12 protein-coding genes are annotated in these 13372 nt (G+C 64.0%); 4 read left to right on the plus strand and 8 right to left on the minus strand.

Annotated features, from left to right (window positions below; all coding sequences use genetic code 11):
* Positions 1 to 158: 158 nt before the first annotated feature.
* Entirely contained in the window at positions 159 to 1346 is a 1188-nt protein-coding gene (locus H2509_RS11360; RefSeq protein ID WP_328805073.1) for an ArsB/NhaD family transporter, read from the plus strand.
* A 1-nt stretch (position 1347) separates the two neighbouring features.
* Here H2509_RS11360 and H2509_RS11365 read toward each other — a convergent pair whose 3' ends face one another.
* Genes H2509_RS11365 through H2509_RS11380 form a run of 4 tightly spaced genes read right to left on the minus strand, consistent with a single transcriptional unit; the run spans position 1348 to position 5636 of the window.
* Positions 1348 to 1977: an ABC-type transport auxiliary lipoprotein family protein gene (locus H2509_RS11365; protein ID WP_182165324.1), complete on the minus strand. Its 630-nt coding sequence runs from the start codon at positions 1975 to 1977 to the stop codon at positions 1348 to 1350.
* 11 nt (positions 1978 to 1988) lie between these two features.
* A complete protein-coding gene (locus H2509_RS11370; RefSeq protein ID WP_182165326.1) occupies positions 1989 to 3638 on the minus strand; it encodes an MlaD family protein in 1650 nt (549 codons plus the stop codon).
* Between the two features lie 33 nt (positions 3639 to 3671).
* Positions 3672 to 4478: an ABC transporter ATP-binding protein gene (locus H2509_RS11375; protein WP_182165329.1), complete on the minus strand. Its 807-nt coding sequence runs from the start codon at positions 4476 to 4478 to the stop codon at positions 3672 to 3674.
* 3 nt (positions 4479 to 4481) lie between these two features.
* The gene (locus H2509_RS11380; RefSeq protein WP_182165331.1) at positions 4482 to 5636 is read right to left on the minus strand and encodes an ABC transporter permease; all 1155 of its coding nucleotides are present in this window, start codon (positions 5634 to 5636) and stop codon (positions 4482 to 4484) included.
* Positions 5637 to 5811: 175 nt separating this feature from the next.
* On the opposite strand from H2509_RS11380, the gene dgcN reads away from it, so the two are divergent.
* Both dgcN and dgcA read left to right on the plus strand, forming a co-directional pair.
* Positions 5812 to 6825 (plus strand): N-acetyltransferase DgcN, encoded by a 1014-nt coding sequence (gene dgcN, locus H2509_RS11385; protein WP_182165334.1) that lies wholly within the window; start codon positions 5812 to 5814, stop codon positions 6823 to 6825.
* Positions 6822 to 7805 (plus strand): N-acetyl-D-Glu racemase DgcA, encoded by a 984-nt coding sequence (gene dgcA / locus H2509_RS11390; protein ID WP_182165336.1) that lies wholly within the window; start codon positions 6822 to 6824, stop codon positions 7803 to 7805. Before dgcN ends, dgcA begins: the two co-directional genes overlap by 4 nt.
* Positions 7806 to 7822: 17 nt before the next feature.
* Here the strand turns inward: dgcA and H2509_RS11395 are convergent, their stop codons facing one another.
* Positions 7823 to 8968: an MFS transporter gene (locus H2509_RS11395; RefSeq protein WP_182165339.1), complete on the minus strand. Its 1146-nt coding sequence runs from the start codon at positions 8966 to 8968 to the stop codon at positions 7823 to 7825.
* Positions 8969 to 9231: 263 nt separating this feature from the next.
* On the opposite strand from H2509_RS11395, the gene H2509_RS11400 reads away from it, so the two are divergent.
* The gene (locus tag H2509_RS11400; RefSeq protein ID WP_182165341.1) at positions 9232 to 10362 is read left to right on the plus strand and encodes a protein phosphatase CheZ; all 1131 of its coding nucleotides are present in this window, start codon (positions 9232 to 9234) and stop codon (positions 10360 to 10362) included.
* A 12-nt stretch (positions 10363 to 10374) separates the two neighbouring features.
* Here the strand turns inward: H2509_RS11400 and H2509_RS11405 are convergent, their stop codons facing one another.
* The 3 genes from H2509_RS11405 to H2509_RS11415 form a co-directional block, all read right to left on the minus strand.
* A complete protein-coding gene (locus H2509_RS11405; protein ID WP_182165344.1) occupies positions 10375 to 11373 on the minus strand; it encodes a threonine ammonia-lyase in 999 nt (332 codons plus the stop codon).
* A 97-nt stretch (positions 11374 to 11470) separates the two neighbouring features.
* Positions 11471 to 12505, minus strand: coding sequence for a glycosyltransferase family 4 protein (locus H2509_RS11410; RefSeq protein WP_182165752.1), 1035 nt, complete (start codon positions 12503 to 12505; stop codon positions 11471 to 11473).
* Positions 12502 to 13305, minus strand: coding sequence for a UDP-2,3-diacylglucosamine diphosphatase (locus H2509_RS11415; protein ID WP_182165347.1), 804 nt, complete (start codon positions 13303 to 13305; stop codon positions 12502 to 12504). The genes H2509_RS11410 and H2509_RS11415 overlap by 4 nt, the downstream gene beginning before the upstream one ends.
* Positions 13306 to 13372: the final 67 nt, after the last annotated feature.

Below are 13372 nucleotides of genomic sequence, written 5' to 3' on the forward strand. Positions count from 1 at the left end.
GAGAAAGGGCGCGTCACCCGACGCGCCCTTTTCCTATTAATGGGAGCCTGACCGCAGGCAGCATTTCGCGCCTCGCCCTCCCCGAGCCGACGTCCTTTCCCAACCTGAGCCTTTCCGTTTCCCTGCTGATCTTCACCGCGATCGCGATCCGGCAATGGCTGCCGCCTTCGCTGCGCATCTGGCACATAATGGTGGCAGGGGCGGCGATCCTGCTCCTCTTCGGCGGGATATCCCCCGGCGATGCCATTACCGCAATCGACTGGAACGTCATCGCATATCTTTTCGGCGTCTTCTCTATTGCCGCCTCGCTCTACGATACCGGTCTCTCCCATCTTCTGGGGAGGCGAATCGCGGCAAGCGGCGCGCCGCGCCTGGCATTCGCGGCCTTCCTGGCGAGCGCCGCCCTGTGTTCGGCGGTGCTGACCAACGATGCAGCCGCCGTGATCTTCACGCCTATCGCCCTTATGCTGGCCCGGGAAAAGGGTATGGCGCCCGCATCGCTAGTCCTTGGTCTTTGCGCAGCCGTCACGGCGGGCAGCATGGCGAGCCCCGTTGGAAACCCGCAAAACATCCTGATCGCCGTCCGAGGCGGTGTGGAGAGCCCTGTGCCGACCTTCGCGCTCTGGCTCGGCCCGCCGGCACTGCTGTCGCTCGCCTTCGTCCATATCCGGTTCGCGCGCCACCTCGCCGCCCCCGAGTTCCACGGCGGACAACGGTTCGACGGCAACCTGCCACCCTCCCTGTCGGACCGCCGCTGGCCGGCGCTTCTGGCCGTCCTTCTGCTTGTCTCGATGATCATGTTGGATGCGGCTTCGCGTATCGCAGGCGCGGAGTATGGTCTGCCCTTCGGCTTTGCGAGCCTTGTCGCCTGCATGCCGGTCTACCTGTTCGGCAAGCGCCGCCTCGCCGTCTTCAAGGGCGCGGACTGGCCGACGCTTGCCTTCTTCGTGGCGATGTTCGTCGTCACGGGTGCATTGTTGCGCTCAGGTGCCCTGCAGGCGCTGCTTGGATCGATGCAGCAGCGGCTCGCCGAGCCGGAGGTCACCGCGCTTGTCAGCTACCTGGCAAGCCAGCTCTTCTCCAACGTCCCGGTGGTGGACCTCTATCTGCAGCTCCTACCGGAAAAAAACACGCTCGGGCTGATGACGCTTGCCGGAATATCGACGCTTGCCGGCAACCTCTTCATCATCAGCGCGGCGAGCAATGTCATCGTCGTCCAGCAGTCGGAGCGACTGGGCTTCCGCCCTTTCACCTTCTGGCAATTCACCGCCGCCGTGTTGCCGGTCGCAATCTTTTCGGTAGCAGTGACCTATGGCTGGCTGATGATGCTGGCGTCTTTCAGGTAGATCAAACGCTGCCGACAACCCAGGCAGCCAGTTCGGCAAGCACGCGGTCCGAGGCCGCGCCCATCGCCTGCACCGCCTGGGCGACGCCGGTGCCTGAGGCTGGAACCTCCGCCCTGAACACGCGGCTGGCTCGGGTCTGGCCGTTCCGGTCGTTGACCAGACGGGCCATGATCTCGACCACCGCCCTGTCCTGTCCGTCGATGCGAAGCTCGAAAGCACGCAGCTCCGTCTGCAGCTGATAGTCAATCAGCAGGCTCTCGCCCGGCCGGCCGACACCGCGCAGCCTGCCGGTATTCTCCAGTGTCTCGATCAGCTTGGCCTGCACCACCTTGGGCAGCGTGTCCGACCATGCGGCTTTTGGGAAATAGGTATAGACCGGGCCGGCGTCGACGACGGCGATGGAATTGGTGCCAAGGGCCTGCAACGCGCTCGGCTCGGGCACGAGGATCTGCCGGCCACCGGCGCGGCCGGAGGTCTCAAACCCGCGCGGAGCATTGAGACCGTAAAGCGCATCCGGGCCGGAACTGGCGCAGGCGCCGAGCGACAACAGCAGGCCGAATGCGGCAAGACGCGCAATTCCCGCGCTCCGAACCGCGAGACGTTTCCCCGCTGTTCGGCTCTTGCCCCTCATTGCCCCCGAAATCACCGTCGCTTCGCCCCGTCATAGGTCGGCAAATCCGATCCGCCGAAGATCACCCGACTCGGATTTCGGTCGATATTAGCGACAGCGCGCTGAATTTCCACCAGCGTACGGTTTAACTGAGCCATTGCCGCTGAAAAATCAGCAGAACCCCGGCTGGTGAAGCGGTTCAGACCATCGGCAATCGGCCCGATATTCTTGTCCAGGCTGTCGGCGACCTTGCGAATCGATTCGGCCGTAGCGGTCAATTGCGCCACCAGCCCCCCGCCATCGCCTTCCACCATGCCGTCCACCTTGTCGATGACGGACGTCACGCGCACGCTTGCGGCATTCAGGTTCTGCGAAATCTCCGTCGCATTCTTGATAATCGTGTCCAGTTCCGGCCGCTTTCTGTCCAGGTCGTCCGTCAGGGCACGGAAACTTGCCGCTCCGGCGGAGACATCGTCGATCGCCTTGCCGACGGTGTCGGATTTTCCAAGGACGGTGGAGGTGAAGCCCTCGACATTCGCCATGATGTTACCGATCCGGTCGGGCTCAAGCGCCGCCACGACCTTGTTGGCACCGTCGAGGAACGTGTTGACCTTCTTGCTGGCGTCGACCGCCTCGGTCAGGAAGGTGGAAATCTCCTCTTCGCGGCTCTCGATCGTCTGTGTGATCGTCTGGATGTTGTTGATCACGTCGGTCGACTTGGTGACGATCTCGTTGAGGTCGCCGCTGCGATCCTGAAGCAGCTTGGCGAAGCTTGCCGCACCGTCGACCACCTGTTTCACCTTCTCCGGCTCGACGGCAGCGATGACCTGGTCGATGTCGTTGAGGTTCTTGTTCAGGCCCTCGGTGAAGGTCTTCAGATCGTCGGTCGCCGCTTTCGCCTCGTCGATCAGGCCCGCGACCTGACCGGCAGCCCCCTCGAGGCTCTTGCCGATGGCAGCGGCGCTATTGATTGTCTCGGTGACTTTCTCCGGCGGCACCGCATCGACGATTCTCTCCGCCTTGACGACAAGACTTTCGAGCCGGCCCGACAGTTTGGTCAGCGCCTCGCCGGTCGTCGACATGCTCGACATGAAGGTCTGGACGCCGTCGGAATTGGCGGCCAGTGCATCGGAGAACACCTTGATATTCTTGATGGTCTGGTCGATCTCGTCGCGATTGCCGGCAATTACCTCCTCGATGGTCTTCAGCGTCTGATCGGCCTCGCCCAAAATATTTCGTGCGCCCTGAACGATATCCTCGAAGGCGGAACGGTCGGCGTAGATCACCGGCTCGGCGCCGTTCAACCCCTCAAACAGGGAAGCGGCCTGGTTAGTGCCGCCAAAAAGTTCCACATATGCGACGCCGGTAAGTCCCTGATAGCCGAGCGTCGCCTTGACGTCCTTGCGCAAAGGGGCGGTAGGATCGATGCGTACCGTCGCGACAACGACCTTCGGATCCTCCGGATCGAAATTCAGCGCGCCGACATCGCCGATCTTGATGCCGTTGAAGACCACCTGGCTTCCCTGCGACAGGCCGGTGACGGCACCGGGGAAAATGATCTTCACATTGACATTCTTGGTGCGGTCGGCCGTGCTGCCGAGCCAGAAAATGAACGTAAAGGCAGCAAAGATCACCACGAAGACGAAGGCGCCGATCGCTACGTAATTGGCACGGGTCTCCATTCCAGCCTCGCTCCCAAATGGCCCTGCTCGTCTTTAATCGACGCGGCGCAAGGCCCGCTCGCCCTTGAAATAGGACTGAACCCAAGGATGATCGAACTGCATTATCTCATCCAGGGACCCGTTAATCAGTACGCGCCTTTCCCCTAATACCGCGATGCGGTCGCAAATGGAATGCAGGCTGTCGAGGTCGTGGGTAACCATGTAGACGGTAAGGCCGAGCGTATCGCGCAGGCTTTCGATCAGGCGGTCGAAGGCGGCTGCACCGATCGGATCGAGGCCGGAAGTCGGTTCGTCGAGGAAGACGAGATCGGGGTCGAGTGCCAGCGCGCGCGCCAGGCTCGCCCGCTTGATCATACCGCCAGACAGTTCTGACGGCATCTTGTCCGCCGCGTCCCGCGGCAAGCCGACCATTTCCAGTTTCAAGAGGGCCAGTTCATCCATCAGTTGCTCAGACATACGCATATGCTCGCGCATGGGCATCTTGATGTTCTGCTTCACGTTCAACGAGGAAAACAGCGCGCCCTGCTGGAACAACACGCCCCATCGACGCTCGACCTCCAGCCGTTCCTCGCCGCTTGCCGTATCGAGATTGCAACCGAAAACCTCCACCGTGCCGGCGCGGCGCGGCGTCAGACCGAGGATGGCGCGCATGAGAACCGACTTGCCGGTGCCCGATCCGCCGACGAAGCCCAGGATCTCGCGGCGATAGACCTCAAGGTCGAGGTTTTCCAGCACCAGCTTGTCGCCGAAGCCGACGGTGACGCCCTTGACGCCGAGTATGACATCACCGAACTCCGGATGCCCGCCCGGTTCGTGCTCCCACGCCGCCGTTTCTGCCATGGCTCAGATCCCCACCGAGGCAAAGAAGATGGCAAACAGGCCATCGACGACGATGACCATGAAGATTGCCTTCACGACGGATAGCGTGGTGTGGCGGCCGAGCGATTCCGACGAACCGCCCACCTTCAGTCCCTCCACGCAGGCGACGAGGCCGATGATGAGCGCCATGAACGGCGCCTTGATCAACCCGACATTGACGGTCTCCATCGTCACGGCCTCCTGCAGGCGCTGCAGGAAGGTCTGCGGTACGATGTCGAGATAGAGCCAGGTGACGAGGCCGGCGCCGAAAAGCGCGGCAAGGTCGGCGAGAAAGGCCAGGACAGGAAGGGCGAGCATCAAGGCGAGAATGCGCGGCAGGATAAGCACTTCCGTCACCTTCAGCCCGATCACATGCAGGGCGTCGATTTCCTCGCGCATCTTCATGGAGCCGAGTTCGGCGGTGAAGGCGGAGCCGGAACGGCCTGCGACCATGATCGCCGTCAGCAGCACGCCGATTTCGCGCAGCACCAGCACGCCGGCCAGATCGACGGCGAAGAGATCGGCGCCGAACTGGCGCAGATAGAAGCCGCCCTGCTGGGCGATGATGCCGCCGATGAGGAAACTCATCAGAAGAACGATCGGCACCGCCCCGATACAGGAACGGTCGAACTGTACCGCGACAGAGACGGCACGCAGCCGGCGCGGATTGAAGAGGATGCCGGACAGGACTGCCGCCAGCGAGCCGACGATGTGACAGACCGCGACCGCGTCGTTGGCGACCTCGGTCATCTGGCGGCCGGTCTTTTCCAGCAGGCTCACGACCGAAAAGCGCGAGCGATAGGGCTTCCAGGGCGTGGGGTGATGGGCTTCGATCTCGGAAAAAAGCGCGGCATAGGTGTCGCTGACGCCGACCCGATCGACCCGCGCCCCACGATATTCCAGGTCGCCCTGCAGGCGGTGGAGCAGCCACGCGCCAGCGGTATCGAGAGAATCGATCCGCGAAAGGTCGACAACCGCATAGACGGGCTCGCCGCAGCGAAGCCCGGCAATCAGGCTCTCCAACTGCTCGGCATCATGGATCGTCCAGCAGCCGCCCGGGCAAAGCCGAAGGATGTTGCCTTCGCCATGGGCATCGAGCGTCGGTGCGATCCGGGCCGCCACGCCAAGGTCAGCCGGCATCGTTCACCGCCAGAGCGCCCCTCGGCGAAGGACTGCTGTTCGGGACGTGGATGGTCATTGCCGCCTCTTGCCGGACTTCCCTGTCGCCCCGTATACCTGAGTGGCGCCGCCAGCGTCCAGAGCGCCACCTCGCGGCTTCAAGCATTTCGGCTGCCTGTTGCAGGAGAATTCCATCATGCAGATCGCCCATCCGTACCTTCTGTTTCTTGGGGATGTGCCCGACGCGCTGGCCGCCAAGACAGCGCTCGGCATCGTGGACTGGCGCCCCGAATGGTGCATCGGCCAGTATCGCCTCGACGGCTGCAAGGCGGATGCGGGACTGGCCGATATGACTCCTGCGGAAGCAGCCGATGCCGGCGCGCGGACGATGATCGTGGGCGCCGTCAATGCCGGCGGCGTGCTGCCCGACCATTGGGTGGCCTCGATCGTGGCCGCACTCGATGCCGGCATGGACGTGGCAAGCGGGCTGCACATGCGCCTTGCCGACGTACCCGAAATCCGGGAGGCAGCGCAGCGCAGCGGCGGCAAGCTCTTCGATGTGCGCCATTCGAGCGAGCGCTTTGCCACCGGCAAGGGAACGAAGCGGCGCGGCAAGCGGCTGCTGACCGTCGGCACCGACTGTTCGGTCGGCAAGAAATACACCGCCCTTGCACTGGAAAAGGAAATGCGCGAGCGCGGGCTCGACGCGGATTTCCGGGCGACGGGGCAGACCGGCGTCTTCATTTCCGGCCGGGGTGCCGCAATCGACGCGGTGATTGCCGACTTCATCTCCGGTGCGGCCGAATGGATCTCGCCGGAAGCGGCCGACGGCCACTGGGACGTCGTGGAGGGCCAGGGCTCGCTGTTTCACCCCTCCTTCGCCGGCGTGACGCTGGGCCTGCTGCACGGCTCGCAGCCCGACGCCTTCGTCGTCTGTCATGAACCGACCCGCACCAACATGCGCGGCGTGAAAACGCCGCTGCCGTCGATCGACGACGTGATCGACATGACGATCCGCTGCGGGCGGCTGACCAATCCGGATATCCGCTGCGTCGGCATCGCCGTGAACACGGCGGCGCTCGACGAGGACGCGGCAATGAAGCTGCTGGCCGACCTTTCCCGGCAATACGGGCTTCCCGCCTCGGATCCGGTGCGTTTCGGCGTCGCCGCCATCGTCGACCGGCTAATCGCGGACTACGGCCTCGCATGACCATCAAGCTGGCGGCGATCACCGAGAGCTGGCCCATCGAGGGCGGCTTCACCATTTCCCGCGGCAGCCGCACCCACGCCAATGTGGTGGTGGCCACCGCGACCGAAGACGGGTTTTCCGGCCGCGGCGAATGCGTGCCCTATGCGCGGTACAACGAGACGGTGGACGGCGTGATCGCCGATATCGAGCGGCTCGCCGCCAACCTTCCCCACGGCTTCGACATCAAGGCGCTGCAGCAGGCCATGCCGCCGGGCGCGGCGCGCAACGCAGTCGACTGCGCCTTGTGGGATCTCGCCGCCAAGAAGGCGGGCAAAAGCGTTTCGGCCCTGCTCGGCCGCGCGGAGCCGCAGCCGCAGGTGACGGCATTCACGATCAGTGTCGGCAGCCCGCAGAAGATGGCGGAGGATACGGCGAAGGCGAGCGAACGGCCGTTGCTGAAGGTGAAGCTTGCGGGCGAAGGCGATGTGGAGCGGATCGCCGCCGTCCGCCGCGCGGCTCCGCTGGCCCGGCTGATTGTCGATGCGAACGAGGCGTGGACGGCGGAGATCTTCGAAGCGAATATGGCGGCCTGCCTTGCCGCCGGCGTGGAACTGATCGAGCAGCCCCTGCCACAGGGCAAGGACGAGATGCTTTCGAAATTCGAGCATCCGGTGCCCGTCTGCGCCGACGAAAGCGCGCATACCGCCGATCATCTGCACGAGTTGAAGGGGCTCTACGACGCGGTCAACATCAAGCTTGACAAGACGGGTGGGCTGACCGGCGCCTTGCTGCTGGCCGATGCCGCGCGGGCGGAGGGCTACAAGATCATGGTCGGCTGCATGCTGGGTACCTCGCTCGCCATGGCGCCGGCGGTGATCGTTGCGCAAGGGGCCGACTATGTCGATCTCGACGCGCCGCTGCTGCTGTCCCGCGACCGCAACCCGGGCCTGGAATTCGACGGCAGCACGTTGCTGCCTCCCTCCCCTGCGCTCTGGGGTTAGGTCCGGACCCAGGTCTCTCAGGCCATCAACGCGCTCAGGCGGCGGCGAAGGACGAGGAGCACCAGCAGGCCCAGCGCCGACAGGCCCGCCATCAGGAAGAAGACGAAGGCGGGATCGGCCTCATAGAGCCGCCCGCCGATGGCCGTCGATACGGCGGTCAACGCGCCGACGGCGGTGGAGGCCATCGCCTGGCCAGTGCCGGCCCAGCGCCGCGGCACCACGGCTGCAATCAGCGCCACCGCGCCCAGATGGGTGGCGCCGAAAGTAAGCCCGTGCAGTCCCTGCAGGACGACGATGGCCCAAAGGGCGGTGACTTCCGGAAACAGCATCCAGCGCAGGATGGCGGCCACCGCACCGGCAACCAGGAAGCCGAAGGGGCCGATGCGGCCGCGCAGCTTGCCCGCCTGATAGAAGAGCGCGACTTCCGTTACGACGCCGAGCGTCCACAGCACGCCGACGGCCGATTCCGGTATGCCTTCCGTTTTCCAGTAGAGCGAGCCGAAGGCATAATAGCCGGCATGGCTTGCCTGGATCAGGCCGAAGGCGAGCAGGAAGGCGAGGAAGACGGGAGCCTTCAGGATTTTCCCACCCCGGCCATTGCCATCAGCCGCACCGTCTTCCTCAACCTCCGGCTTTGGCATGGTGAGCGCGAGGGCGAAGATCGCGGCAAGGCCGACGAGGATGCCGCCGATCAGATAGGAGGCATGGAAGTATTGGAGCAGCACGCCACCGATAAGATTGGCGACGACGAAGCCGATGGAGCCCCACAGCCGCAGCCTGCCGTAATCCGCTTTGCCCTTGCGCACCTCGTTCAGGGCCAGCGCATCGCTCAGCGGTACGATGGGCGACCAGAAGACGGCAACCAGCGCCAACAGCGCGAATGTCGGCCAGAAGCCGGCCGGACGGATGAGCAACGCAAAGAAAACGAAGGCGGCGGCGGAAAAGAGCACGAGCGACTGGCGGGCCGCGTTGCGCCGGTCGGAAATGCCGGACATGACCGGATTGGCGACGAGGCGAACCAGGATCGGCACGGCGAGCAGAGTGCCGATCTCAGCCGAGGTGAAGCCGTTTTGCGCCAGAACCAGCGGAAAGAAGGGCAGAAACAGGCCCGTTCCAAAGAAAAAGGCGGCGAAAATCGCCGCGATCCGAAAGTTCAGGCCCATATCGAAGCTCCGGAGAGAGCGCGTTGACCGCACTCGCGAAAATGCCCGGATTTGAGGTTCCGGGCGAGCCATCTAAACCGATTCTAAGGATTTGCGACTTAACCATCGAAGATGAATCAGCCCGACGCGCTTCGCCGCAACCAGACAGGCAGGAGTGCTGGCCGGGGATGAGATTTAACGCAACGCATGCCGGCGCGAAACCGATTCGGGTATTTCCAGGTCCGCGAAGGCCCGGCCGCATGAAGGAATGAAGGGAGACCGTCATGGCAGCAAAAGGCCCGCCGAGCCCCCTTCGGGATGCGGATTTCGAAGCGATCCTCGACACGCTGGCAGGCTCCGCGCAGGGCCGCTGGTTCCTGGACGAATATCTGCGCCGCAACCAGAAGCCGGACACACAGGTCGTGCTTGCGGCGATCGAGCGGCTGGAAAAGGCGATGATCCGCGACCGCACGGTGCCGGACATCAACCGCATCCGCCTGAACATCGCCGACATGCAGGAAGCGATCGATCGCACCAAGCGCGAGATCGGCAACATCAAGCATGAGTCGGAATACGGCAACCGGTTCCAGGAAGCCTCCGACGAGCTCGACGCCATCGTCTCCCAGACCGAAGGCGCGACGCAGGAGATCCTGGCGGCATCAGAAGCCATCCAGGAGATCGCCTGGCAACTGCGCGAGGAAGGCGCGAACCAGACCGCCTGCGACGAGATCGATGCGCGGGCGACCGAAATCTTCATGGCCTGCTCGTTCCAGGACCTGACCGGCCAGCGCACGCAGAAGATCGTACAGGTGCTGCAGTATCTGGAATCGCGCATCAACCTGATGATCAACATCTGGGGCATGGAGGACGCCACGGCCGAGGAACCGGAGATCCGGATGGACACGCGCCCCGACGCCCACCTGCTGAACGGCCCGCAACTCGAAGGCCGCGGTACCAGCCAGGACGCGGTGGATGCGCTGTTTGGAAACAGCCACGATGATAAAATTGAAGCCGACGCGGAGGATATTTCCTTCGACGCGATTGCCGTGGACGAGGCGGAAGGAGAAACTGCCGATGTCTTCGCGCCGGTGAAGGCCGAGGTAACGGCGGCGACACCGACAGTGGAAGTGGACCTCGACGACGAGGATGACGGCATTGCCGACGTCTTTGAGAAGCCTGCGGCGCCCAGGCCCGAGCCGCAGCGGCCGACGGCCGGGGCAAACCGGGACGACGACGAAGCCGATGGCGATTTCGATATCGATCTGAGCTTCGAGGAGCGCCGCACGGCGCAGGAAAATGAAACGGAAGCCGATATCGACTGGGAAGCCGAGCTTGCCGTGATCGAGGCCGAGGAAGACGGCGAGGACGAACTCAAGCGCCTCACCGCCGGCGAGCGGCAATCCCTGTTCAGCTAGAGCACTTGGCTATCACGGAACGCCGCGACCGGCGAGAGCCTGCATCATCATCTCTGGCTCTATGTTGCCGCCGGACAGGATGATCGCGACGCATTTCCCTCTTGCGTCGAGCTTGCCCGACAACAGCGCGGCCAGTGCCACCGCGCCGCCCGGCTCCACCACCAGCTTCAGCTCGTTGTAAGCGAAAGCAACAGCAGCAAGTGCTTCCGCGTCGCTGACGACAAGACCGCGTTCTGCACGACGCGACGTTATGGCAAAGCCGACATCGCCTGGCGTCTCCGTCAGAATCGCATCGCATATCGAGCCGACTGCCGACGGGTTCGCGACACGGCTGCCGGCGTCGAGCGAACGGGCGTAGTCATCGAACCCTTCCGGCTCGACCGGATAGATTGCGCAGGCTGGCATGGCTTGCTCGAGCGCGAGGGCTATGCCGGCGGTCAAGCCGCCGCCACCGGTGCAGGTGAGCATCGCTTCCGGCGCAAGGCCAAGCTCCTTTGCCTGTTCCGCGATTTCCAGCCCCGCGGTGCCCTGCCCCGCGATCACGCCCGGATCGTTGTAAGGATGGATAAAGGTCGCTCCCGTCTCGGCGACGATCTTCGCGGCGACCTCGTCTCGGTTTTCAACGCCGCGCGTGTAGTTCACGACCATCGCGCCCGAACGCTCGGTGCGCGCCTTCTTCAGGGCCGGTGCGTCGAACGGCATGACGATCGTCGCCGGTATGCCAAGCAGCCGCGCGGCCTCCGCCACGCCTTGTGCGTGATTGCCGGAAGAGCAGGCGACGACACCCTTCGCCCGGTCCTGCACAGGGATCATCGACAGACGGTTGAAGGCGCCGCGAAACTTGAAGGAACCGGTGCGCTGCAACACCTCCGGCTTGATCAGGATGGTGCCAGCTGTCACCTCGTCGAGAAATGCCGAACGCAGCAACGGCGTCCTTGCGGCCTCGCCCGAAATGCGCTCGCGCGCAGCGAGGATATCGTCGAAGACCGGAATATCGGTTGGCTTTGTCATGCGAAATCTCCTGACTGTTCAAATATCAGGAGTTCGCCCCTGCCGGGACCGGAATATTGCACCGGTGACAAGTTTTGGTTCCGGATCCCGGAGTGCCTCAGGCCGCCTCTCGCGCCGCCGAATTTTCATACGCCGCCACGCAGTTGTCGAGAAACTGGCGGGCACTTTCCGCCCAGGTATAGTTCATCGCCAGTTCGCGCGCCTTTTCGCGCGGCAGGGAAAGCGCCTGAAGGCAGGCGGCGCGCAAGTCCTCGTCGAGCGCGCCGGCACCCGTGCCGCCGACTATATCGAGCGGGCCCATGACCGGGAACGCGGCGACGGGCAGGCCGCAAGCCAGCGCCTCCAGCAGCACGTTGCCGAACGTGTCGGTCAGGCTGGGAAAGACGAAGACATCCGCCGAGGCATAGTGGCGGGCGAGATCCTCACCGACCTTCGCGCCTGTGAAAAGCACTTCCGGATAGTCGGCCGTCAGCCTTTCCAGCTGCGGGCCGCCGCCGACGACGACTTTCGTGCCCGGCAGGTCGAGCTTCAGGAAGGCCTCGATGTTCTTTTCGACCGCGACGCGGCCGACATTCATGAAGACCGGTCGGGCGATATCCGCCGGCAGCACCGAGCCTTCGTATGGGCGGAAGAGTTCGTGGTCGACGCCGCGCGACCAGCGCATCAGGTTGCTGAAGCCGCGCTCGCGCAGGTCCTGCTCAAGCGAGGATGTCGCGACCATGCAGCCCTGGCCGGAATTGTGGAAGCGGCGCAGCCACGCATAGGACCAGGACAGGGGCACCGGCAGGCGCGCGGAGAGATATTCCGGGAACCGGGTATGGTAGCTGGTGGTGAAGACGCGACCCGCCCGGCGCGCAATGCGGGCCGCCCTGAGGCCCAGTGGCCCCTCCGTGGCAATGTGCAGATGATCGCAGGCCCGCGCCTCGATTTCCCGGCGGACGCGGCGGCTGCCGACCAGCGACAGGCGGATCTCCGGGTAGGTTGGACAGGGAAGCGTCGCGAAAGGCTGCGGCGAGAGGATCTCGACACGCACGCCCATCTTGCGCAATTCCTCCGCCGTACGCTCGATGGAGCGGACGACGCCGTTAATCTGCGGGTGCCAGGCGTCGGTGACGATCAGCACCGATGTCATGCGGCGGCCCGCGCCCGGCCGATCCTCGCCGGCGCCTCCGCCGCGCTCCTGTCGTCGATCCATCTTATGACCTCGAAGGTTCCGTCATGATGCTCGACGACGGCCGTGCAGCTTTCCACCCAGTCGCCGGTATTGATGTAGTGAATGCCCCAGTCGCTGTGGTCCGCGGCGTGATGGATATGGCCGCAGATGACACCGTCGACCTTGCGCCGGCGCGCTTCCGCCGACAGCGTTTCCTCGAACCTGCCGATGAAGTTGACGGCGTTCTTGACCTTCAGCTTCGCCCAGGACGAAAGCGACCAGTAGGTCAGACCCAGCCTGCGGCGCACGATGTTGACGAGCGTGTTGAGATTGAGCGCGCTCACATAGGCCCAGTCGCCGAAATAGGCCAGCCATCTGGCATGACGCACCACGACGTCGAACTGGTCGCCGTGGATGATCAGGAATTCGCGGCCGTCGGCGGTGGTGTGGACGGCGTCAGCCTGCACCTCGACGCCACCGAAATGGGTGCCGAGGAAGTCGCGCAGGAATTCGTCGTGGTTGCCGGGCGTATAGACGATGCGGGCGCCCTTGCGTGCCTTGCGCAGGAGCTTCTGCACCACGTCGTTATGCGCCTGCGGCCAGTACCAGGACCGGCGCATGCGCCAGCCGTCAACGATATCGCCGACAAGGTAGATCGTCTCGGCGTCATTGTATTTCAGGAAATCGAGAAGCAGATCCGCCTGGCATCCCCTCGTTCCAAGGTGGATGTCCGACAGAAACAACGCCCGGTAATGTTTGGGTTCCGGCGTCGCAGACATGAACGGTCTCCGCATTGACGGTTTCCGCCCTTAAACGCGATTCCGATCTCAGGATTATGACAGTCCA

Source organism: Stappia albiluteola (assembly GCF_014050225.1).
Classification (GTDB): Bacteria; Pseudomonadota; Alphaproteobacteria; order Rhizobiales; family Stappiaceae; genus Hongsoonwoonella; species Hongsoonwoonella albiluteola.